18 protein-coding genes are annotated in these 22,258 nt (G+C 70.5%); 3 read left to right on the forward strand and 15 right to left on the reverse strand.

All coding sequences use genetic code 11. The annotated features are described in order from the left end of the window. Positions 1–49: 49 nt before the first annotated feature. Both AC2TDM_RS13010 and AC2TDM_RS13015 read left to right on the forward strand, forming a co-directional pair. Positions 50–1,453, forward strand: a complete 1,404-nt coding sequence (locus AC2TDM_RS13010) for a glycosyl hydrolase (protein ID WP_484634882.1) — start codon at positions 50–52, stop codon at positions 1,451–1,453. Positions 1,454–1,629: 176 nt separating this feature from the next. Further along, the gene (locus AC2TDM_RS13015) at positions 1,630–2,745 is read left to right on the forward strand and encodes an acyltransferase family protein (RefSeq protein ID WP_484634883.1); all 1,116 of its coding nucleotides are present in this window, start codon (positions 1,630–1,632) and stop codon (positions 2,743–2,745) included. 58 nt (positions 2,746–2,803) lie between these two features. Here the strand turns inward: AC2TDM_RS13015 and AC2TDM_RS13020 are convergent, their stop codons facing one another. The 5 genes from AC2TDM_RS13020 to AC2TDM_RS13040 all read right to left on the reverse strand — a co-directional run bounded on the left by AC2TDM_RS13020 (position 2,804) and on the right by AC2TDM_RS13040 (position 8,320). After that, complete coding sequence (locus AC2TDM_RS13020) at positions 2,804–3,781, reverse strand: glycosyltransferase family 2 protein (RefSeq protein WP_484636459.1); 978 nt, start codon at positions 3,779–3,781, stop codon at positions 2,804–2,806. Then, positions 3,778–4,848 (reverse strand): glycosyltransferase, encoded by a 1,071-nt coding sequence (locus AC2TDM_RS13025; RefSeq protein ID WP_484634884.1) that lies wholly within the window; start codon positions 4,846–4,848, stop codon positions 3,778–3,780. Before AC2TDM_RS13025 ends, AC2TDM_RS13020 begins: the two co-directional genes overlap by 4 nt. Beyond that, complete coding sequence (locus AC2TDM_RS13030) at positions 4,845–5,981, reverse strand: glycosyltransferase family 4 protein (RefSeq protein ID WP_484634885.1); 1,137 nt, start codon at positions 5,979–5,981, stop codon at positions 4,845–4,847. Before AC2TDM_RS13030 ends, AC2TDM_RS13025 begins: the two co-directional genes overlap by 4 nt. Further along, positions 5,978–7,102: a glycosyltransferase family 4 protein gene (locus tag AC2TDM_RS13035; RefSeq protein ID WP_484634886.1), complete on the reverse strand. Its 1,125-nt coding sequence runs from the start codon at positions 7,100–7,102 to the stop codon at positions 5,978–5,980. Before AC2TDM_RS13035 ends, AC2TDM_RS13030 begins: the two co-directional genes overlap by 4 nt. Before the next feature lie 99 nt (positions 7,103–7,201). Then, positions 7,202–8,320 carry a glycosyltransferase gene (locus AC2TDM_RS13040; protein ID WP_484634887.1) on the reverse strand — a complete coding sequence of 373 codons (1,119 nt, stop codon included), beginning with the start codon at positions 8,318–8,320 and terminating at the stop codon, positions 7,202–7,204. 356 nt (positions 8,321–8,676) lie between these two features. Between AC2TDM_RS13040 and AC2TDM_RS13045 the strand changes: the two genes are divergently transcribed. Beyond that, positions 8,677–10,029 carry a glycosyl hydrolase gene (locus tag AC2TDM_RS13045; protein WP_484634888.1) on the forward strand — a complete coding sequence of 451 codons (1,353 nt, stop codon included), beginning with the start codon at positions 8,677–8,679 and terminating at the stop codon, positions 10,027–10,029. A gap of 92 nt (positions 10,030–10,121) precedes the next feature. Here the strand turns inward: AC2TDM_RS13045 and AC2TDM_RS13050 are convergent, their stop codons facing one another. From AC2TDM_RS13050 to AC2TDM_RS13095, 10 genes are all read right to left on the reverse strand, one after another. After that, positions 10,122–11,759: a lipopolysaccharide biosynthesis protein gene (locus AC2TDM_RS13050; RefSeq protein ID WP_484634889.1), complete on the reverse strand. Its 1,638-nt coding sequence runs from the start codon at positions 11,757–11,759 to the stop codon at positions 10,122–10,124. A 162-nt stretch (positions 11,760–11,921) separates the two neighbouring features. Further along, positions 11,922–13,319: a glycoside hydrolase family 26 protein gene (locus AC2TDM_RS13055; protein WP_484634890.1), complete on the reverse strand. Its 1,398-nt coding sequence runs from the start codon at positions 13,317–13,319 to the stop codon at positions 11,922–11,924. A 412-nt stretch (positions 13,320–13,731) separates the two neighbouring features. Next, on the reverse strand, positions 13,732–15,042 hold the full coding sequence (locus AC2TDM_RS13060) for a hypothetical protein (protein WP_484634891.1): 1,311 nt from the start codon (positions 15,040–15,042) through the stop codon (positions 13,732–13,734). Continuing rightward, the gene (locus AC2TDM_RS13065; protein WP_484634892.1) at positions 15,042–15,671 is read right to left on the reverse strand and encodes a YveK family protein; all 630 of its coding nucleotides are present in this window, start codon (positions 15,669–15,671) and stop codon (positions 15,042–15,044) included. The genes AC2TDM_RS13060 and AC2TDM_RS13065 overlap by 1 nt, the downstream gene beginning before the upstream one ends. 272 nt (positions 15,672–15,943) lie before the next feature. Beyond that, complete coding sequence (locus AC2TDM_RS13070) at positions 15,944–16,516, reverse strand: serine acetyltransferase (protein WP_484636460.1); 573 nt, start codon at positions 16,514–16,516, stop codon at positions 15,944–15,946. A 59-nt stretch (positions 16,517–16,575) separates the two neighbouring features. After that, entirely contained in the window at positions 16,576–17,670 is a 1,095-nt protein-coding gene (locus AC2TDM_RS13075) for a glycosyltransferase (RefSeq protein WP_484634893.1), read from the reverse strand. Further along, positions 17,667–18,878, reverse strand: coding sequence for a glycosyltransferase family 4 protein (locus AC2TDM_RS13080; protein WP_484634894.1), 1,212 nt, complete (start codon positions 18,876–18,878; stop codon positions 17,667–17,669). The genes AC2TDM_RS13075 and AC2TDM_RS13080 overlap by 4 nt, the downstream gene beginning before the upstream one ends. A gap of 8 nt (positions 18,879–18,886) precedes the next feature. Further along, on the reverse strand, positions 18,887–19,753 hold the full coding sequence (locus tag AC2TDM_RS13085) for a glycosyltransferase (protein ID WP_484634895.1): 867 nt from the start codon (positions 19,751–19,753) through the stop codon (positions 18,887–18,889). A 245-nt stretch (positions 19,754–19,998) separates the two neighbouring features. Further along, positions 19,999–21,141: a glycosyltransferase family 4 protein gene (locus AC2TDM_RS13090; RefSeq protein ID WP_484634896.1), complete on the reverse strand. Its 1,143-nt coding sequence runs from the start codon at positions 21,139–21,141 to the stop codon at positions 19,999–20,001. Between the two features lie 2 nt (positions 21,142–21,143). Beyond that, on the reverse strand, positions 21,144–22,256 hold the full coding sequence (locus AC2TDM_RS13095; protein WP_484634897.1) for a glycosyltransferase: 1,113 nt from the start codon (positions 22,254–22,256) through the stop codon (positions 21,144–21,146). Positions 22,257–22,258: the final 2 nt, after the last annotated feature.

Genomic DNA, 22,258 nt, shown 5'->3' on the forward strand with positions numbered 1-22,258 from the left:
CCCCGGGTCCGCCCGGCATGGCACCCGAAGAACGAACCAAGGAGAGCCGATGCGACGCACCTCCATGCCCGCAGCAGCCCGACGGTGGAGGCCCCGCGCCCTCGCCGCCACCCTGACGACAGCCGCCCTGCTGGCGGTCGGCCTGGCGGTGCCCGCCGCCGCCTCGGCCGCGGACGACGGACCCCTGTCCGGCGTCTACGGTCGCGGCGGACGCGTCGCCAGCGTCGCCGAGTTCGGCGACTGGCGCGGCCGCGACGTCGACGTGGTCCAGGACTTCGTCGACGGCACGACGTGGCGGACGCTCAGCGACCCGTGGATCGTCGAGCAGTGGGCCGGCCGCGGCTACGAGATGACGTACTCCGTGCCGATGCTGCCCGCCAGCGGCGGCTCCATGAGCCGCGGCGCCGCCGGCGAGTACAACACCTACTTCCGCCAGCTCGCCCGGCACCTCGTGGACAACGGCCAGCGCGACGCGATCCTGCGCCTGGGCTGGGAGATGAACGGCGACTGGTTCCGCTGGTCGGCCGTGCCGGACGCCGACACCTACGTCGCCTACTGGCGCCAGATCGTGCGCGCCATGCGGTCCGTCGACGGCGAGGCCTTCCGCTTCGAGTGGGCGCCGAACCCCGGCGCCGGTACCTCGGGCTTCGACAAGGTGAGCGCCTACCCCGGCGACTCGTACGTCGACCTCATCGGCACCTCCCTGTACAACCAGAGCTGGTCGTACAGCCCCGACCAGCGCGAGGAGCGCTGGAACCGCTTCGTCACCATGCCCTACGGCCTGCAGTGGAGCGTCGACTTCGCCAAGGCGCACGGCAAGCGGAACTCCATGCCCGAGTGGGGGCTGACCTACCGCTGCGACGGCAACGGCGGCAACGACGACCCGTACTTCATCGAGCAGCTCTCGAAGTGGTTCACGACGCACGACTACTACTACGAGACCTACTTCAACTACACCGGCGGCACGCTCTGCGAGCAGACGCACTCCCTCTACAGCTCGCGCTTCCCGAAGGCGGCGGCGGCGTACAAGACGTTCTTCGGCGCGGGCGCGGCGAACACCCCCGACGAGTCCGACCCCGTCACGGATCCGGACCCGGCGCCGTCGGCCGGCGGCACGGTCGACGGCCGCGTGCTGAAGGTCTCCTGGCTCTCGACCCGCCTCGGCGCCCTGCCGCTGTCCTGGATGGGCGTGTCCTCCTCGCGGGTGTACATCCACGCCAAGCCGACCTTCGACGTCGAGCGCGTCCGCTTCTACCTCGACGACACCGACGCCAGCGGCACCCCGATCGGCACGGACTTCACCGCACCGTACGACATGCGCGGCGGGACGGCCACGAACGCGGTCCCGTGGGACGCCCGGCCCCTGTCCCCCGGCAAGCACACGATGACCGCGGTCTTCGACCTGCCCGGCGGCGGGACGCGCACCGCCACGGTGACGTTCCTCAGCAGCTGATCCGCTGAGCCCCGCGCGGCCCCCGACCACCACCGGTCGGGGGCCACGCTGCGTGAGTCCCGCCACCATCGACCCCGCGGGGGTGACGCGCGGGCCCCCGGCACGCCACGCTGGGGGACGCACCTCCCCCCGCCGGACCCACCGCCCGCCGGCGGTCCCCCAGCCCGAGAGGTCCCATGGCCCAGCAGACCGGCCGACCCGCGCCCGATGTCGCGGGCCCCTCCGCTCCCGCCTCGGGCGGCTCGTCCAGCGCGGCGCGTCCGAAGGCGCGGCTGCTCTGGGTCGACGCCGCCCGCGGGTACGCCGTGCTGGCCGTGGTCCTCTTCCACTTCGTCCAGTGGTCCTTCCAGCACTGGAGCATCGACGGCCCGCTGGGCCAGGGGTGGGAGCTCGTCGGCTTCGTGCTGTCCGCGGTGCGGATGCCGCTGCTCCTGGGCGTGTCCGGCCTCCTGCTCGCACGGCAGGTGCGCGAGGGGCTGCACCGCTCGACGACGGTCTACCGCTCGGTGACCACGTACTGGCTCTTCGCGGTCTGGACCGGGGTCTACCTCCTCGTCGCCGTGCTGACCCCCGCGAGCACGTGGCGTCCGCGCTGGGCGCTCGAGGCGTCGCCGGAGCAGCTCGTCGTGCCGGACAGCCCGCTGTGGTACCTGCTCGCGCTCGCGCTGTACGTGCCGGTGCTGGCGGCGCTGCGCCGCGTCCCGCCGGCGGTGGTGCTCGGCGTGCTGGCGGTGGTCTCCGTGGTGTGCGCCGCCGTGCAGGTCGACACGTTCCGCACGTGGGTGAGCATCCCGCAGTACGCGCTCTTCTTCGCGCTGGGCGTGTACGGCCGGGACACCATCATGCGCTGGACGTCGACGGCCCGGTGGCTGCCCGTGCTCGGTCTCGGCGCCGGCGCGATGGTCCTGCTGGCCGCCTCGCGCATCCCGACCGTGCACCCCGTGCGCGGCCTGCTGCTCACCCTCAGCAGTGCGGTGGCCCTCGCCTTCGCGGCGGGCTTCGTCGCCAGGGCGGTCGCGTGGCGGCCGTTCGCGGCGGTGGGGCGGTACGTGGGCCAGCGCACCCTGCCCGTGTACGTCACGCACCCCATCGTCTTCCAGCTCGTGCTGTGGGGCGGCGACGAGGTGCCGGCCCTGCGGCACGCGGCCGTGGCGGCGGTGGTGGTCCTGCCGCTGCTGGCCGTGGCGCTCGCGGTGGGCGTCGGCCTCGTCGTCGACGCCGTCGCCCGGCGCGTCGGGCTGTCGTTCCTGCTGGAGCTGCCGCGCCCCCTGCGCGCGCGCTTCGGGCGCTGACGCCGCGGCACGCACGACCGAGGGCACGGCGTGCGCCGCAGGCGCGGCACGAACCGCGTCAGCGGCCGTGGACCTCGCGGTAGTCGTCGTAGGTGACACCGACGAGCCCCAGCACCAGCCCGACGCCCGAGGCGACGACCCGCGCGGCGGCGACGCGCCGGACGGGGTCGGCGACCCCGACGACGAGGCGTGCGAGGCCCCAGGCCGCCGTCCCGGCCCCGGCGAGCGCGCGGCGCACGTGCCGCGCGCGCGAGGGCACCGTCGCGCGCAGCACCGCGCTGCGCACGAGGCCGTAGCGGTACTGGCGCAGCACCAGCCACCGCGCCGACACCCGCTCCGCGGGCACCTCCTCGTACGCGACGGCCTCGTCGCACCAGACGATCCGCCGGCCGCGCAGCCGCGCCCGCTCGAAGAAGAAGGTGTCCGACCCGCCGGGCATGCCGACGGAGGCGAAGCGCAGGCCGTCGGCGGTGAAGACCCGCCCGTCGACGAGCACGTTGCTCGTGCGGGCGTAGTCCAGGGACGTGCCCGTCGGGTACCGGTCGCGCTCGTAGAACCGGCCCGCGACGGCCCAGTCGGGCGGCGTCCCGACGAACACGGGCTCCACCGTCGCCGTCACCACGTCGGCTCCGGTCGCGGCGCGGGTGCTCATGAGCTCCCGCAACCACCCGGGCACCACCCACTCGTCGTCGTCGACCACGCAGACCGCGTCCAGCGGGTGCTCGGGGTCCGCGCCGGGCTGGGCGCGGGCCCAGGACAACGAGGCGCGCAGCGCCGCGTTGCGGGCCGCGGGGATGCCGGGCCGCGGGGCGTGCGTGTAGACGAGCGCGTGCGGGAAGCGGTCCGCCCGCGCCTCGACCAGGGCGCGCGCGGAGGCCTCGGGGTCGTTGTCCGCGACCACGACGACGACGCGGACGTCCGCGCCCGGGCTCTCGAGCGCCGCGAGGCTGTCGAGGAGGCGGGCGAGGCCCACGGGCCGGCGCTTGGTGCAGACGTCGACGGCGACGAGGCGCGCGGGTGCGGCAGCTGCGTTCAGCCCGTCACCTCGTCGCTCCGCCGCCCGGAGAGCACCGCGAGCACCTTCGCCTCGAACCGCTCCGCCGTGGGCAGCACGGGTCGCTGCGCCGGGAGCGGCTCGGTGAGCGCGCGCGTGATCGCCTCCGCGAGGGCGGCGGCGTCGCCGGGAGGTGCGGTCAGCACCCAGCCAGGGTAGAGGTCGGCGAAGCCCGCCATGGCCCGCGTCGCCGTCATGACGACCCGGCTGCCGCTGGCGAGCGCCTCCACCAGCGCGGTGGAGCCGTTGAGGCTCGGGTCCTCGACGAGCGGCAGCACGAGCACGCGGGCGTCGCGGTAGAGCGCGAGCACCTCGTCGAGCGGCAGGGCCTCCCCCGTGCCCGGGCGCGGCTGGTGCACCGCGACGCGCGGCGACGGCTCGACCTCGCACCGCGGCCCGGCGACGACGACGAGCGGGAAGCCGGCCAGCCGCTGGGCGGCGGCGAGCGTGGCCCAGTCCCGCTTGCTCTTGCCGATGGCGAAGACGAAGGGCTCGTCGGGCGCGCCGGACGGGCGCAGGTGGGCGGAGGAGACGTCCGCGTCCACGTGCCCCCACTCCTCGCTCGGCCCCCAGGGCGCGAGGAACGCGTCCTGGCCGGGACGCAGGCCGGGCCGCACCGCGGCGAGGTCGGTGGGGCTGAGGAACACGAGCGCGTCGTGCGCACCGAACACCCAGCCGAACAGGGCCGGCCGCGACCGCACGGACCCGGGCAGCCCGTGGACGATGGTGACGAGCCGGCGCGGCCGGCCGGTGAGGCGCTTGACCAGCCCCGGCAGCACGGCGGTCCAGGTGTGGGTCGCATAGACGACGTCCGCCCGGCCCGGCCCCGGCAGGCACGCCGCGAGCGCGCGGAGGTTCGTCGCGAGCGCGCGCAGGCGGCGGTCCGCGCCGAGCCGTCCCGGCAGGCGCTCGCCGACGAACCGCACGGCGAACTCCGGCCCGACGAGGCGCTGGACGCCGAACAGCAGGTGGCGCGCGTACCGCCCCTCGTGGAAGCGCGGCACGTTGTCGCGCAGGTTGTACTCGTTGGCGACGGCGACCTTGATCACGCGACCCCCTCCGCCCGCCCGGCGACGATCGCGTCGCGCATCGGCCGCAGCGTCGCCTCCCAGGACCACGACTCCTGCACGGCCGCACGGCCCTCACGGCCCAGGCGGGCCAGCTCGGCCGGGTCGGCCAGCAGGTCCGCGACGGCCCGGGCGAAGGCGGCGGGCTCGTCGGCGATGACGACGCCGCGGCCCCACAGGTCCTCCATGCCCTCGGCGCCGAGCGAGGTGCTGACCACGGGCCGGCCGTGCGCGAGCGCCTCGACGATCTTCAGGCGCGAGCCGCCGCCGGTGAGCAGCGGGCAGATGGCCAGCGCCGCCCCCTCGTAGACGGGTGCGACGGCGGGCACGTCCCCGGCGACGCGCACGCCCGTCACGTCCAGCGACGTCAGCGCCGGGCCCGGCGACCGGCCGGCGACCGTCACCGTGACGGCGGGGTCGGCCGCGCGCAGCGCCGGCCACACCTGCCGGGTGAACCACAGCACGCCCTCGACGTTCGGCTCCCAGTCCAGGGAGCCGACGAAGGCCAGGCCGTGCCCGGTCGGCGGCGTCACGTCGGCCGGGAGGTTCGTGCCGTTGGGGGCGACGACGGCCGGCACCCCGAGGGTCGCCAGGCGCTGCCGGTCGTTCTCGGAGACGCAGGTGATGACGGGGACGCCGGCCAGCGACCGCTCCCAGGCGCGCATGCGCACGACCTCGGCGGCCAGGAGGCGGCGCTGGACGGCCCCGCGGCGCGCCGCCCGCTGGGCCAGCAGGTCGCTCTCGACGTTGTGCAGGTCGAGGGAGTCGATGCGGGCGGGCGAGGGCGCGGCCACGGCCATGTGCGGGAAGCCGACGTGCAGGTGCGTGCCCGGCAGCAGCAGCGAGGTGATGCGCTTGGCCATGGCGGCCGAGTACCAGCGGCCAATCACCAGGGAGCGCGCCGCGAGCACGCCGCGGGCGTCGTCGGAGCCCTCGAAGGCGTGCACGGTGACGCCGTCAGGGACGAGCGCCGGCTCCGGCTCGGGGCCGAAGCCGACCACGTGCACGTCGTCGAAGACGGTGCGCAGCATCGCCGCGACGCCGGCCTCGCGCAGCGCGCCGCCGCTCGTCGACGGGTAGGGCACGTGCTTGCTCACCAGGACCGCGCGGTTCATCCCGCCACCTCCGCCCACCACTGGCGCGTGACCGTCGCGGGGTCGCAGAGCGCCCCGAGCTCGGCCCGCGCGGCCGCTCCCATGCTCGTCAGCGCCGCCCGGTCGGCCGCCGCGCGGGCCAGGCCCGCGGCGACCTCGTCCGGGCCGGTGCCGGTGGCCAGCAGGCCGGTCCGGCCGTCGCGCACGTTCTCCGCCGGTCCTCCGCCGACGACGAGGGACGGCACGCCCAGCAGCGCCGCCTCGACGACGGTCCGGCCGAAGGCCTCCCCGGTGGCGGTACTGACCAGCAGGTCCGCGCCGGTGAGCTCCGTCAGCACGGCATCGTGCAGGAGGCGCCCGGTGAAGCGCGCGTCGGGCCAGCGCGCGCGCAGGTGGTCCAGACCCGGCTCGCCGTTGTGCGGCGCCCCGACGACGGTCAGCTCGACCGGCACGCCGGCCGCCCGCGCCCGGCGCTGCGCCTCGAGGGCCACGTCCACGCGCTTCTCGGGGTCGAGCCGCCCGACGATGACGGCCCGCAGCGGCGTCGTGCCGTCCGCGACGACCTCGTCGCCCGGGATCGCCCCGGCGGCACCGGGGACGGCGGCCACGAGCCCCGCCGGCAGCTCCACCGGACGCGGGACGACCGCGGCGCGCCGGTGCGGCCAGCGCCCCACGTGGTCCAGCGCCGTCCGGCTCGTCGCGACCACGCGCGTCGCCGCGAACGCCGCCGCGGACTGCACCGCGGCGCCGGCGGTCGTGAACGGCCCGTCGTGCAGGTCGAGGACGACGCGCGCCCCACGCGCCCGCCCGGCGAGCGCGAGCGGCAGGTGCAGCCACATGGAGAAGCTCACGACCGGGCCCTGCCCCCACAGCGGCTGCCCCGCGAGCGCCGCGGCCGCCCCGAGCAGCGCGGGCCCCGTCCCGGCGGCCCCGATGCCCTTGCCGATGTCCCCGAGCCGCAGGACGGCGGGGTCGGTGAGCGTGAGCGTCGCGTGCCCGGCGGCGCGGGCCGCGTCGACGAGCTCCCCCGCCGGGGCGGCCACCCGCGCGGGGACGTCGAGGTGGCCGAGCAGCGTGAGCAGGCTCTCCTCCGCCCCCCAGCAGGACGTGCTCAACGAGACGACGGTCAGCGGGGTGGGCACCCGGTTCCTTCCGGTGGGGGGCGGGGGGACGGCTCGCGTCACCCTAGCGAGGGCATCCGGAGCCGGGGATGGGCGCGGGGTGTGATGTCCCGTACGCGCTCAGCGCGCGATCTTCTCCCACCCGGTGGTGGCCGGGGCGGGGCGCGGGCGCAGCCGCCGGACGAGCGTGGTCCACAGCGCGACCGGCGGGACCGCCTGCATCCCCAGCGCCGCGACGGGCGCCGGGAGCGTGGCGTCGGGCGCGAGCCGGCCCGCGTACGCCGCGCCCGCCGCGACGGCGGCCGGCAGCGCGACGAGCGTCACGGGCGGCGCCACGACCGAGGCCGCGACGGCGCCCACCCAGAAGCCCGCGGCGCCCACCGTCACCCGGTAGAGCTTGTGCGCGACGAACATCCGGCCCGCGGGCCGGGTCACGAGCTCGGGGACGCGGGGCACCATCTCCTCGAGCAGGCCGCGCATGATGCGCAGGCGCCGTCCCCACTGCTCCCGGTTGCCCGCGCTGTCCTCGAGCGTGTGGAGCTGCGGGTCGACGACGACGACGCGGTCGCGCAGCAGGTACTCGACCGCGAGCCAGAGGTCGTCGAGGATCGCGCCCGCGGGGGCGGGCAGGAAGTCGGTGCGGCGCGTGGCGATGAACTCGCCCACGACGCTGATGCTGCCGCCGCCGGTCGCGAGCTGCTCCTTCGCGCGCTGCTCGTAGCGCCAGAAGGCGCCCTCCCCGCGGCCCCGCTCCCGCTTGTTGGCGGAGACCAGGTGCGCGCGGCGCAGGTCGTCGACGACCCGCTGCGGCCAGTCGGCGGGGCCGACGACGCAGTTCGCGTCGGTGAAGACGAGGACGTCGGCGGTCGAGCGCGCGGCCCCGAGGTTGGCCGCGGCCGGCTTGCCGGTGCGCCCGGCCTCGACGACCTCGTCCGCCCCCGCCTCGCGCGCCGCGGCGGCGGTCCCCGGGTCGCTCGCGACGACGGTCACCGACGACGGCCCCTCGTAGCCCTTAAGCGCCTCGTGGAGCGTGCGCACGCACTCCCCCACCGTCGACGCCTCCAGGTAGGCGGGCACGACGACCTCGATCGAGGGCCGCGGGCCGAGGTCCGACAGCGGGGCGGCCGGGGCCGGGGCGGCCAGGCGCCGCTCGAGCGCGGCCGCGAGGGCCGGCATGGCCAGACCGGCCAGGAACGTGGCTCCTCCGGCGGCCGCGACGACCAGGGCGGGCTTGTGCATGGGGACCTCGCACGGCTCGGGGGACGGGGTGGGGGACGCCCGAACCTACCCGGACCTCGCATCGGGCCGTGCCCACGATGCGGTCACCGCCCGGGCGCCGCCAGCCGGCCGGGCGCGCCCGGCGCCGGGGACCGCGTCGCGTGCCACGGCTCCGACCAGGGGTGGGACGCCTCGCGCGCGTGGTCGTCATCGTCCCGGACCTCGTGAGGTGTGCGCCTCATGGCCTTCCTCACACCCGGCCGGGCTCAGGACGACCGCGAATTCACCCGTACCCAGGTTGACAGGCTCGACATCGGAGGTCGGGCCCGACGCCCGCCGGCCCGCAGGGGACACCGGCAGGCACGAGGAGAACCGCCATGCAGACCCTCCCGAGCACGAGGCTCCGGGCGGCCCTGACCAGGCTTGCGCGCCCCGTCGCCCTCACCATCGCCCTCGCCGCCGGCCTCACCGGTGTCGTCACCGGCCCCGCCGCCGTCACCGCCGAGGCGGCCACGACGCCCGTGCTGTCGGGCGCGTACCGCGGCTCCGGCGTCCCGGACCTCGTCCAGCAGTTCGGCACCTGGCGCGGACGCCCGGCCGGCGTCGTCACCGACTTCGTCGACGGCTCGACCTGGGAGTCGATGGAGAACGCGAGCTGGGTGGCCGGCAAGTACAAGGGCCTGAACCTGCCCGTGGCGCTCGGCGTGCCGATGCTGCCCGCCACCGGCGGCACCCTGCAGCAGGGCGCGGCCGGCGCCTTCGACAGCCACTTCGCCGCGCTGGGCCGTTCGCTCGTCGCCAACGGCGCCGAGGACGCGATCCTGCGCGTGGGCTGGGAGATGAACGGCACGTGGTTCCGCTGGTCCGCCGTGCCGGACCCGGCCGCGTACCGCAACTACTGGATCAAGATCGTCAAGGCGATGCGCGCCGTGCCCGGCCAGGCGTTCCGGTTCGAGTGGGCGCCGCAGCCCGGCGCCGGCACGAAGGGCTTCGACAAGACGCTCGCCTACCCCGGTGACGCGTACGTCGACGTCATCGGCATGAGCCTCTACGACCAGAGCTGGGGCGTGACGTCCGCCCAGCACGTCGAGCGCTGGAACGGCATGGTCACCATGGCCGGCGGCCTGCAGTGGAGCGTCGACTTCGCCGCCGCGCACGGCAAGCGCAACAGCCTGCCCGAGTGGGGCCTGAGCAAGCGCTGCGACGGCCGCGGCGGCAACGACAACCCCTACTTCGTCGCCAAGGTCTCGGAGTGGGTCAACACCCACGACTACCTGTACGAGAGCTACTTCGACAAGGACATGGGCTCCTGCGAGGTGCACAAGCTCGTGACGGGTCCGTTCACGGCGGCCAAGGCCGAGTACATCAAGCACTTCGGCCCGACCCACCCGGTCTACCCCAACCCCGACGCGTCGGTGGTCAAGGTCTCGACGAAGGCCGACCGCTCCGGTGCCGTCGCCCTGTCGGGCCGCACCGTGACCGGCAAGATCTACGTCTTCGCCCAGCCGACGTTCGCCACGACGAAGGTCCGCTTCTACCTCGACGACCTCATGGGCGTCCGCACCCCGCTCCAGGTCGAGGGCCAGGCGCCGTACGACCTGCGCGGCGGCACGGCGACGGCCGCGACGGCCTGGGACGTGACCGCGCTGCCGGCCGGCCCGCACACGCTGACCGTCGTGTTCGAGACGAGCACGGGCACGCGCAGCGTGGCGGTCGCCTTCAAGCGCTGACGGAGGGCCGGGCCCGCCCGGCACGGAGCACCCGCCCGACGACGACGGCGCCGGTCCCCCCGCAGCGGGGGCCGGCGCCGTCGTCGTGCGCGTCAGACGTCGGTCTGCTTGCGGACCATCTGGGTGCCGATGCTCGTCACCGCGCGGAAGGTGCGCGGGAAGAGGAACCGCACGAGGGCGGCGTAGAACGCGAGGGCGGCGAGCGTCACGCCGAGGACCGGCAGGAGGCCGTGCGCCTCGTCGCCGGAGGGGCGGAAGGGCAGGTACGCCAGCCACCACAGCCCCACGGCCAGCAGCGTGCACACCACGGGCGGCACGAGCTTGGTCACGTACGGCCCGAGCCCCAGGCCCGTCGACCGCCGCAGCACCTGCGCCACGTTGGGCAGCCAGGTGAGGTAGGTGACGATCGCGACCGAGGCGGCGACGCCGACGATCCCGGCGACCTGCAGGCCGACCACCATCCCGGCGATGCCGAGCGTGACGTTGATGAGCGTCCAGCGCAGCACGAGGCCGGCGTGCCCGCGGGCGGTGGCCAGGGCGGGCAGCAGCATGCGGACGATCATGGGCGCACCGGCCAGCGCCAGGAGCTGCAGCGGCACCACGGCGCCGTCCCACTCCGTCCCGAAGCCCACCTCGACGCCCGCCTCGGCGGCGATCACCATGAGGCCGAACAGCGGGAACGCGACGACGGCGACGGCCTGCGTGGCGACGAGGAGCCAGGAGGCGGTGCGCTCGTCGTCGTCCTGCAGCCGGGAGAAGATCGGCAGGGCCACGCCGTTGACCACGGAGCCGATCATCTGCAGCGGCATGCGCAGCAGCCGGTAGGACAGCGCGTAGAACGCGAGCTGCGTGGGGTTGAGGAACCGACCGATGAGGATGTTGTCCGCGTTGCCGCCCACGTAGAGCAGCAGGTTGGACGCCAGCATCTTGCTGGAGAACCCCGCCATCGAGCGCAGCGACGCCCAGGAGGCGGCCCAGCTCACGGAGCGGAACATCACCAGCAGCGAGACGAGGATGACGAGGTCGTTGACCAGCGTCTGCACCACCAGCGCCCAGTACTCCGCGCCGAGCAGCGCGGCGACGATGCCCGCCACCCCGCCGCCGATCACGGCGCCGGTCTGGATGAGCGCGAACTGCCGGAAGCGCAGGTAGCGGCGGACCAGGTTCTCGCGGACCAGCGTCAGGCCGCGGATCAGCAGCGTGATCGACAGCACCTGCAGCACGCCCTCGAGCTCCGGGGTGCTGAAGAAGTCGGCCATCGCCGGGGCCAGGAGGATCGTCGCCACGCACAGCAGCGCGCCCATCGCCAGGTTGAGCCAGGCCACCGAGCCGATGTCCTTGGGGCCCAGCTCCTTGCGCTGCACGAGCGCGAGCCCGAACCCCTGGTCGAGCACGACGACGGCGAAGGTCGTGTACAGCGTCGCCAGGGACACGATGCCGAAGTTCTCCGGCCCGATGAGGCGGGCCAGCGCGAAGGTGAAGACGAGACGGCCGACGAGCGAGGCCAGCGTCGACAGGAAGTTCCACTTCACCCCACTGATGGCGGAGGTCTTCAGCCGGGCGGCGTGGGCGGCGCCGTCGGGGGCGGCCGCGGCCCGGTCGGTCGTCGCCGGCTCCGTCACCCCGGGGGCGGCGCCCGCGCTCGCGTCGGTGGTCACGTCCGCGGCGGGATCGCCCTGCCCGGGTCGGGCCGCGGCTGCGTCGGGGGCGCCGGGAGGGGGGGTGGGCATGCAGGCAGGGTACGTGCGCGGTGTCGGCGGGCCGAGGGGCGGCTGCGCAGGTCACGCTGTGACGCTCGCCTCCCGGGCCGCTGACCTGCGCCTCCGCCGACGACGACGGGGCCCGCCCCCGGTGCGGGGACGGACGCCGTCGTCATCGGGCGGTCGCGGGGGTCAGCGCGTGAACGTGACCTGCGTGAGCTGCGACGGGGCGTTCGCGTAGTCCAGGCGGACGGTCAGCGTGTGCGTCCCGGCGGTCAGCGTGGTGGTGTCGAAGGGGTTGGCGGCCCAGGTCGCCCCGCCCATGAGGTCCCACGGCGCGCCCTTCTCGACGATCTTCGGCGCGCCGGCCATCGTCGGGTCGTCGAGCCAGAAGGTCACGACGGTGGGCGTGGTGGGCGGCGCGACGAAGATGTACGTCTTGCCGGCCTTGACGGTCTGGCCCTGCAGCTGGACCGCGTTGGAGCGGTTGGCGGAGTAGCTGAGCTTGACGATCGGGCACAGCGTCGAGTCGACGGTGAGGACGGGCTCGGGGGCCGGGGGCGTCCACACGACGACCGGACGCGGCTTGAACATGCCCTGGTAGGCGGTGCGGGAGGCCTCGAACGGGCCGTTCGTGATCTGGTGCACCTCGCACTCGCTCATGTTCCGGTTGAAGTACGACTCGTAGTAGTAGTCGTTGGCGTCGGCGAACTTGAGGATCTGCTCGACGAAGTACGGGTCGTCGCCGCCGCCGTTGCCGTCGCACCGCTGGGACAGGCCCCACTCGGACAGGGACGCGCGCTTGCCGTGGGCGCGGGCGAAGTCGGCCTGCCACTGCATGCCGCCGCTCATCGTCACCATGGACGTCCAGCGCTTGACCTCGTCGCCCGGCTTGTTGAGCGACCAGCTCTGGTCGTAGACGCTGGCGCCGACGAGGTCGACGTAGGCGTCGCCCGGGTAGGCCGACTCCTTGTTGAAGCCGGCGGCGCCCTGGCCGAGGTTCGGCGCCCACTCGAAGACGAAGTCCTGGCCGGGCACCGAGCGCATCGTGTCGACGATCTGGCGCCAGTAGGCGACGTAGGCGGCCGGGTCGTCGACGGCGGACCAGCGCATCCACGTGCCGTTCATCTCCCAGCCGATGCGGACGATCGCGTCCTGCTCGCTGTAGGCGACGAGGTTGGTGGCCAGGGTGCGCCACGAGGCGTTGTAGGCGCCGGTCGCGCCCTCCTGGATGGAGCCGCCGGTGGCCGGCAGCATTGGGACGGCGTAGGCCACGTGGTAGCCCGTGCCGCGCCAACCGCTCATGAGCCACGTCGGGTTGGCGATGGTGCTCCACGTGGAGCCGTCGACGAAGTCCGTCGCGATGGAGGCGGTCGCGCCGCGGAAGGTCTCGAAGTTCTTCAGCCCCGTCAGGTTGCGGGCGCCGACGTAGGCGCCGGACAGGGTGCGCGTGGCCTCGGGCTCGGCGGGGTTGGCGTGCGCGGCGGGGGCGGTGCCCAGGACGGCGAGGCCGCTGACGGCGACGACGCCGGCGAGCCAGGCGCCGACGCCTCGGCGGACGGTGGACGGCAGTGCTCGGAGAGTGCGCACGGCGGGCTCCAGGGGTGAGGGAGGTGGACGACGGCCGCGCGTCCGTGCTGGTCAGCGCCTTGGTGAGGTGCTGCCGGTCCCGGCGGGCCGCGTGGCCTGATGCCGGGTGTGTCGTCGTCCTCGACCGAGGGCTTGACCGGGGGTGGGGCCCATCGGGTGACCGGAGGTACCGCTTTCCCGCGTCCGAGGGGTCGGAGGTCCCCTGCCGTCACCCGGACAGCCCGGCCCCTCTCACCCGCTCCTCACCCGCCTCTCACCTGCCCGTCAGCCGTCACCGGGCACCTGCGCGCCCGCTCCCCCGCGCCGGACCGGCGCCGGGCGCGCTCGTCGCGCCCGTGCACCACCCGGACGCACGAGCGCCGCCGTCCCAGACGGGGACGGCGGCGCTCGGACGGAGCAGCGGTGCGCTGCCCTACAGGACCACCCGGTCGGTGAGGCCCTCCTTGCGGGCGCGGCCGGCGGCGGCCACGTTCGGCGCCATGAACAGGACGAGCGCCAGGATCGGCGCCCCCAGCAGGGCCTCGGACGGGATGAGCCAGACGGCCAGCGCCCCCAGCGTCAGCCCGAGGTAGCGGGACCCGCCGGCAAAGGCCTTGAGGAGCGCGATCCCGAGGAACAGCACGGCCAGGGGCCAGCCGTACTCCAGCGCCGCCTTGACGACCGTCGTGGTCTGCAGCCCCGAGAGGCCGAACTGCCCGGCGATGGCGTCCGCGGTGCCTGGTCCGTGCCCCGTCAGCGGCGAGTCCGCCGTGAGCGGCGCGAGCAGCTGGTAGGGCGCGACGAGCCGCAGGTTGGTCGAGGTGTCCCCCGAGGCGCCCTCGAAGAGCTTGGCCGTGATCGGCCCGAGGAAGCCCGTGGCGGAGACCCCGGCCACGACGAGGACCGCGGCGAGGATGACGAGCGGCCGGTCGCGGTAGCGCCACAGCAGCGGCAGCGCCGCGACGCCGAGGACGACGAACCCGCTCGCGCTGATGGACACCGCGACGGCGGCGGCCAGCACGAGGACCCACACCAGCCGCCCCAGCCCGGCGCCACCGGCGCTACGCCGCTCGTGCCAGCGGTACGCCTCGATCACGAGCCCGACGCAGCACCACTGCGACACGAATGACGGCTCGAGGAAGAGGATGCCGTTGGGCTTCACCTCGAACCCGAAGTTCGACTCGACGTAGGTGGTGTCGTACGCCGAGTTGAAGTTGGAGGCGACGACCGCCTCCGGCAGCGAGGTCACCGGGTCCCAGAACCCGAGGCCCAGCCACATGAGGACGGCCTGCACCAGGGCCAGCACGGCGCCGATGCGGATCGCCCACAGCAGTCCGCGGGCGTACGCGCGTCCGGCTACCTCCGCGCCGAGCGGCCGGACCGCGAGCAGCAGCGGCAGGTAGGCGCTGGCGATGAGCAGCAGGCTCGGCAGCGACGGCGGCAGCGACGGGTCCGCCCCGGCGTTGACCAGCGTGGCCACCACCGCCAGGCCCAGCAGGAGGAAGTAGCCGAACAGCCCCGCCGCCGAGACCGGCCAGCGGAAGACCGCCAGCAGCACGACCCACGTCAGCAGCAGGAACAGGCTGGCGGCCGAGATCTGGCCGCCGCCGATCGTGACGGAGATGCGCTGCAGGGCGATGCTGACGAAGCCGGCGACCGCCAACCAGGCGAGCGCGCCGGACGCGACCCGGGGCAGGGCCGACGCGCTCGGCGCCGGCGCCTGCGTCCCCAGGACGGTGGCCATCAGGCCTGCTCCGCCACCCGGCGGCCGGTCACGCGGCCCACGGCCGAGGCGGCGACGAGCAGCAGGCCCACCACGAGGCCCGCCAGCGCACCGAGCACGAGGTTGAGCTCCCAGTTCGGCGTCACGGGCGACCCCGAGGACTGCCCCGGCTGGATGACGGTGAGCTGCAGGGCGGCTGCGCTGTTCGGCGCGGTGCCGGACAGGTCCTGCGCCGTGCTGATGAGGTTCTCGGCGGTGAGGTCGACGACCTGCACGGCCTCGTCGGCGGACGGCGCCAGGGCCGTCACCGTGATGATCGGGCTGCCGTCGCTCGCGCCGCCGGCCACGGTGCCCCGCAGCTCGTCAGCGGTGCGGCTGCCGCCGAGCCCGCCGGACACGCCCTCGAGCACCGCGGTGCTCCCGACGAGGGACGCGAACGCCGGCGCCTGCTGGCGGGCGTAGGTGCTGGCGGTGGCCAGCTCCGAGGCCGTCGTCGCACCGCTCACCGAGATGTAGATCTGCGAGGACGCGCGGTAGCGCTGCGGCGTCGTGGCGGCCAGGATGCTGGCGACGACCAGTCCTACCACCAGGCAGGCGGCCACGACCCACCAGCGTCGCTTCACGGCCTGGAAGAAGTCCTGCAGATCCACTCGGGTCCTCGTTTCTGTCGGTCGCGGGGGCCCGCGGCGGTCACGGGCCCTTCCCCAAGGCAGAGACGCGTGCCCGGCGGTACGGAGCATCTGGGCACCCCGGCGGCGGGTTCTCGAGCATCGTACTTGCAGCCTCCTTCCAGTAGGCGCTCACCCAGCGTGACCTTCCTGACCCTGCCCTTCGCCACGTACCGCCGACCGATGCAACTAACTGTCACCGGGAGATCAGCCGTTTCGCATCGATGCCTTCGCTACGGATTCAAGTATGTCACTCAACCATGAATTCGACGGGCGGGATTACCAACCCAAATCTCGCCCGCAGGGATACTCCGAGTAACGACCGCCCCCGCGCCGATCACGGCACCATCCCCGACGTGGACGCCGCCGATGATGGTCGCACCCGTCCCCACGAAGACATTGTCGCCTATTCGCGGTGCCCCGCCCTGATCGCCGGCTAGCGTTACGCCATGAAGAATCTGGCAGAACCTCCCGACACGCGCATCTCCGTGGATGACCAGCGTGCCATAATGAGGCAAACGAACGCCTTTCCCTAACGTGAATAGCGGGATACTATAACCTAGGCGCACGCTCATTCTTCCGAACGCAACTTTCATCAAGGCCGTCACGAGCGGCTGAAGTGGCCCCCGGTCTGTCCCTACCCACCACTCAACAGTACGAAGGGCGACTAGCCACCGAGCCTGCGGCAATCGCATCAATGTATGGAGACGTCTTTCCCCGTAGCGCCCGAGGTCCGATCCAATTGATGACATGCACTGCGACCAACTCATCAGGAAACGTCTCCTACATCCGCCGCGGCTGAGGAAGCGGCGAGTCCGCTCCACCATGAGACTGCCCACACGCACGCGGCCGCACCTCAAAACTCTACGGTGGACCGCATGCTTGATTACGATGCGATCCGCTCAACCAGCGATTGCAATCTTGGACCCACAACCTCTACCGTGTAGTTCTGCAAGAAGCGCGAGCGCCCTACCGCGCCCATTCCCTCGGCCGTCAAGGGGTCGTCTCGCAGAGCAACAATCGCTTCCCAAAGTTCCCGTCTTTTTCCTGGGCTCACCAACACGCCAGCACCACCAAGAATCTCGCCAATATCGGAGACATCGGTCGCAATCACTGGGACTCCTAGCGCCATCGCGTCAAAGATCTTCGCCGGCAGTTGGGCCCTCGAGACCTGAGAGTCGTCTTGAGCCAGTACCGTCGCGTCTGCCATGCCGAGGTACAAAGGAACATCTCGCATCGGCACCGCACCCACACGTCGGACCAGCGGGTCAGATGGCAGTTCGTCGCCGTTTCCCACGACCAGCAACGCAACTGAGCCGTCGCCATGCTCAGACATCGCCGAAGTCAGATCTCTTAATTTGTGGCGGCGCACGGTACCCAAGAAAACGATCAAGAAGTGATCCGCCAAACCAAGCGAGGCTCGCAGCGCCATCGAAGCCGGCCGATCTTGCCTGCTTGCAAGCTCGGCGTGCCGCACATGCGGAACTACGAAGCCGTGAAACTTCTGCGCTAACCATCGTGAAGAAACGGTCGTCAGATCGAATCTGCCACCCTCTACGCCGCGTTCCAGTCGACTAGTGCGGAGGGGCCCATTCGCCTTCCACGGAGGTAGCGAACTGCGCACAGCCCAAGGAATATTGTTCCGGTAGAAGCCCATCTCGAAGTCGTCAACGTCTACCGCAACCGGAACGGACTGCCTACGGCCATATTGTTGCGCGATACCGAGACTCGTTGACTTCGGCTTGACCCCGTAGACAACATCTGGCGCAAAGTCGCGCAGCGTCGCAAGCGCGTTGGGTGCAGACCTCCACCTATGTATGTCGAAATGGTCCTGGCTTCCGGTGGGTGCCCACAAGGGACCTTTCGGCTCAGGGCCAAAGATGGCCACTTCGAACGCGCCATCCAGACAATCTGCTAACACCAGTGCGCGTCCTAGGGCGTTGTTCGCTAGATCGTGGCTTAAGATGGCGACGCGCTTCATGACGCAGACGCACCCTCCGAACCAGCGACACCGACTTGTCTATACAACTCCTCGAACTGCGACGCGACAATTGCCCAATCCCACGTATTCACCGCTCGCAAGCGCACCTCGGTGCTCAGACGCGAACCGAAAACCTCAGAGTCGCTGAGCAGGTCGCGTAAAGATGCCGCCATCTCGGTAGCTGTCGTACCGCCGAGTTCCATGTCGACGCTAAGATTATTCACGAGCTCGGGATTGGCTCCGACCGGAGTCACCGCGACAGGAGTACCGCAGGACATCGCTTCAGCCGTGGTAAGGCCGAATCCCTCAAGCTCTTGTGTCGGCATCACGACCAAATCGGAATGAATATACCACTGGCGCAGATCGTTCTCTGAAATTCTGCCGAGAAGCCGAACTCGCTCCTGGAGCCCGGAACGCGCGATTTGCTTCGAAAGTATGGCACGCAGAGGTCCTTCGCCCGCGACGGCTAACCGTACGTCGACTTCGGACGCTGCGAGAATGTTCACGGCCTCTATAAGTTCTGAAACTCCGGTACGCGGAGTCAACCTCCTCGCCGTGAAAAGCAGCGCGCCATTCCCTCTCCACTCGCTTGAAACGTGTGTTGCAGCTGCCTTCGGCGAGAACCATGCAGTATTGATCCCTCCTGGCAGGAGTTTCGCGCTATCTGCGGTCGCTTCATCCAGGGCGCGCAACTCCCGCCGCATGAAGTCGCTGAGAACGGTTACGCGTGCCGCACGCCGAACGACATAGCGTTCAACATGCCGGACGGCAGAAACTGCCATGGGCTGCACAGGACCCGGTAGGGCGTAGCCTCCATTTCTCTCCGCGAGCAACTCCTTGTAGGCCGGGGCATGAAAGGTGTAGACGTATGGTCGCTTCGTCGCGGTGGCGGCCAACGGAAGCGAACTGATGCCGAAATGCCCGTGGACTACATCCACCTGGCTCGGCTGCGTACGATCAAAAACTCCCCGCGCTACAGCGGCGGGGTACAGTGGGGCGAAAAAGGGATTGCGCTTGGACGGAACCGGGAATAACGAGGTCGCTACCTTAGAGTTTTCCTGAGCAGCTTGTGGGGCATCCGAATGATCTCCTCGCGCCTTGGCGACGATACGGACGTCATGATTGCGATTCGACAACGCTTCGGACAACTCCGACACGTACCGCTCGAGACCGCCGGCCTTCTCCTCGAAAGAATTATTTGTGACCATCGCAATTCTCACTGAGGTTCCCCCGCATCATCGAAGACGACTCGACTCCAGTCCCCGAACCTAGCCGACCACGTGCGACTCTCGACCCAGCTGTCCCGATCGCTCTGTCGCACGCGCCCCTGACTACTCGCAAATCTGATCGCCGCGGCAAAAGCAGGCGCGTCAGTGGCGATCACGGTTCCCGGCGGGTTGTCAGAATCACCGACAGAAACCGAAGGCGTTACCACAGTACGCAGCCCGCGTGCCGCGTAATCGTACAGCTTCATGCTGCTCTGGCCCTCGGCTTGCCGTGACCGGTTGGGAACGATCGCGACATCTGCGCGGTCGAGCGTCGCGCCCACATGGTCACGGGCCAAGCGACCGCGCCAAGTCACGTTGTGATGCGCACGCAACAGCGCGACGAGATCAGGCGAGGGCTTGCGGCCCATGCCTGCGTACTGGCAATCGCCGTGTAGCGTTAGATGCCAGTCCGGCAGCAGATTCAGCACGCCAGATATCAGTTCGAGGTCGAGGCGTTCCGATATTGTTCCCACGTAGACGAGGCGGTTTCTGCGGGGCGCGGCTACCGGGGGCTGCACCACCAAAGACTGAGTGACACCGTTAGGGATGATCACTGGGACTCGCGCATTGAATAAATGGCTCAACTTTGTTGTAACACAGACGATATCGTCGGCCTCATCAGCGATCCGGCGATAATGATCGAGCACATGGGCGGACCGGTGCGGGGTCACAAGCTGGCTCCAGTCATCAGTGGCGTCGTACACGCCTCTGGCGCCATTGGGTGGCTTAACCCAGTACCAGGGGAGATAATGCACCACCGTCGAATCCGTCGTGCAAACCTCCCGCAACTTTCTCCTGAGCATCCTCGTCGCCATGCGACTAGTGAGAACTGATCGGTGGCCCGGTACAGGGACCATCCATTGATGCACACGCAGCCCCGGCAGCGGCGCCGACGGCGAGCGCCGCGACTCTCTACCTATACTCCTCAAATCCTGCGGAGCCTCGATGAAGTCGACCGAGCAGCCGGAGGCCAATGCCTCGCGCACTAGCGCGTGCTCCCGTCGAATCGGTGGATTCCAACTGCTCTTCGACACGACGACGAGATGATGCTTCCGATTGCTCAACGCGCTCTCCCCTCCTGCACCTTCGCTTCGAGTACGGACTGCAACTGGCGCGCTGCCCAACTCCAGGTTCTGGTCTCCCAAAGTGCTGAGGCACCCATAGACAGTTCAAGCCAACGCTTGTCATCAGCAAGCCAACGGAGCGCGCGGCACACGCTTTCGGGATCCCTCGGTACAACGAGTCCCGTTTGTCCGTCCCGCAACGTCTCGGGAAGTCCACCTTCATCGGAGACGATTACTGGACTACCGCACGCCTGTGCCTCCATACTCACAAGACCCAATGGTTCTCGCACCGCCATGTACAGGGTCACGAAAGCATCCCGGTATAAACTCACCAGGGTGCTCTCTGAAACCCCGATCATGACACGCAATTCTACGCGCAGCGATGCGGCGAGCACCCGAAGTTCATCGAGGTAGTGTCCATCTCGCGGACTGACAATCACCACAGGCAAGTTCAGACCACTACCCGCAGCACCGCGCACGACCAGATCGTGCCCTTTCGTTGGAATTGGCGACCCTACGGACAAAATGTGTCGCTTGGCCGGTGCCTCTCGAGATCGTGCCGCGACGTAGTCACTCGGCACGCCGCAGCTCACCACTGCAGCGCCCGTGTCGTAGGCCTTCTTGATCGCGGCCGACGAGTAGTCTGAGTTTGTCACAACAACGTCCGCGGATTGCACCCCCCGGCGATCGCACGCCTTTTCTAGGGTGCGCAACGGAGCGTAGAGCGCGCGCGTGGACATACGCAGCGTTGCCCTCAGTTCTGGTTCATAATCGATCCTTCTTGGTTCGTCTACATAGCGTACAACTGGACCCTCCGGCCCTCGCAGAGGCATAGCGCCTTTGTTAAACTGGTCTGGATTCACAAAAAAGACATCTGGCCGGTGACGGGACGCCACAGCGCTCATTTCGTCCCAGGCTTTGATCAACGCCCGCAGGTCAGCCATACGCACGGCTGGACGCATAACCGCTGCAACCTTCTCGGCATATCGCGTGAGCGGCACGATGATAGGTGACGCAGTCACGGGCACCGCCGCGGAAGTCGTCACTTCAAAGACCTGAGCATCTATGTGCTGTACTTGCTCACGCAAGCGGCGCAGCGCGCCGCCATACGTCAAGTTGTGAACCACCGCAACGCGCATCGCTAAGCTCGCTTCTCAATGGCCGTACCATATGCCTTTTGCATGTCCGCCACGTGACCGCTCCACGAGTGTGAAGCAGCGGCATGGGCTTCCGCTGCTCTTCCATGTTCGTCCAGCGCTGCACCATCGGCGCAGAATTCCCTCAGAGCGCTGGCTAGTTGCAACGCGGGGTCGATGACCCGACCACTTCGACCTCGTTCGACACAGCACTGCATGGCTTCGACCCGGCCGCCCAAAACGGGGCGACCCGCACAGACCGCTCTCGTTACGATCCCACTCGCCGAGTTTGAGGCCATATAAGGCAGTACCACAAGCCGTGCTCCACTAATGAACGATTCTAGTTCGGCCATCGAGGCCCCACCGATCCACCGTGGCGGTCTCGGCAGCGTGTTTGCTCTCGTACGAACCCCCTCAATCCAAATCCGACTGCTTTCATCGACAGGATCACCGACGATATATAGGTCGCACCCGGAAGCTTCGCCCATCTCTGCCCACGCTTCCATTAGATGGTCGAGGCCCTTGGATGCGCCCAAGAATCCTGCGAACAGCACGTAGTTCGACGCGGAGGGCGGCTGACGGCTCGTGAGCGTACGACCGCCATGATGAAGCCGCACTGCGTTGTGGAGACCGATCTGCTGCGCGCGATGAACCGCCGAGTCACTCAACAAGCACAAGACGTCCATACGCCGATACAACATGTCGCTGGTCGCCTTCTGCACGTACTGGCCCGCCACCTTCTGCGTTATTCGCGCCGTCAGTGTCGTCGGAGCGGAAAATGCGCCCAGTGCGGCATCCTTCACGAGGAGAGGATAGTCATGCGCCACCCCGACCATTGGAAGCTTTGTAGCAAGTCCCATCAGGAACGCCACCCAGAAAACATTTCGTGCCGTTCGACCGAACTCAACGTGTATGACCGTCGAGCTGTTGATCGTCCGCCAATGAGATCGGAGTGTCCGGAAGGCCGAGCTCAGGGGGGTCTTGCCCTTCTCCATAGTCAACTGACGCAAGGAGAACACGCCGGCGGATTGATATGCCGCCGCGAACTCGGCGGCGACGTCCCGCACCCCCCCCTGGTCAGGTGCAATCAAGAGCACCGATGGAGTACGCTCCTGCACCA

The sequence above is a fragment of the Cellulomonas sp. plas2 genome (assembly GCF_057221735.1).

Coding starts and splice junctions, on each gene's coding strand:
- AC2TDM_RS13010 (WP_484634882.1), top strand. CDS start 50: ATGCGACGCACCTCCATGCCCGCAGCAGCCCGACGGTGGAGGCCCCGC.
- AC2TDM_RS13015 (WP_484634883.1), top strand. CDS start 1,630: ATGGCCCAGCAGACCGGCCGACCCGCGCCCGATGTCGCGGGCCCCTCC.
- AC2TDM_RS13030 (WP_484634885.1), bottom strand. CDS start 5,981: ATGAACCGCGCGGTCCTGGTGAGCAAGCACGTGCCCTACCCGTCGACG.
- AC2TDM_RS13040 (WP_484634887.1), bottom strand. CDS start 8,320: ATGCACAAGCCCGCCCTGGTCGTCGCGGCCGCCGGAGGAGCCACGTTC.
- AC2TDM_RS13045 (WP_484634888.1), top strand. CDS start 8,677: ATGCAGACCCTCCCGAGCACGAGGCTCCGGGCGGCCCTGACCAGGCTT.
- AC2TDM_RS13050 (WP_484634889.1), bottom strand. CDS start 11,759: ATGCCCACCCCCCCTCCCGGCGCCCCCGACGCAGCCGCGGCCCGACCC.
- AC2TDM_RS13060 (WP_484634891.1), bottom strand. CDS start 15,042: ATGGCCACCGTCCTGGGGACGCAGGCGCCGGCGCCGAGCGCGTCGGCC.
- AC2TDM_RS13070 (WP_484636460.1), bottom strand. CDS start 16,516: ATGGTGGAGCGGACTCGCCGCTTCCTCAGCCGCGGCGGATGTAGGAGA.
- AC2TDM_RS13075 (WP_484634893.1), bottom strand. CDS start 17,670: ATGAAGCGCGTCGCCATCTTAAGCCACGATCTAGCGAACAACGCCCTA.
- AC2TDM_RS13080 (WP_484634894.1), bottom strand. CDS start 18,878: ATGGTCACAAATAATTCTTTCGAGGAGAAGGCCGGCGGTCTCGAGCGG.
- AC2TDM_RS13085 (WP_484634895.1), bottom strand. CDS start 19,753: ATGGCGACGAGGATGCTCAGGAGAAAGTTGCGGGAGGTTTGCACGACG.
- AC2TDM_RS13090 (WP_484634896.1), bottom strand. CDS start 21,141: ATGCGCGTTGCGGTGGTTCACAACTTGACGTATGGCGGCGCGCTGCGC.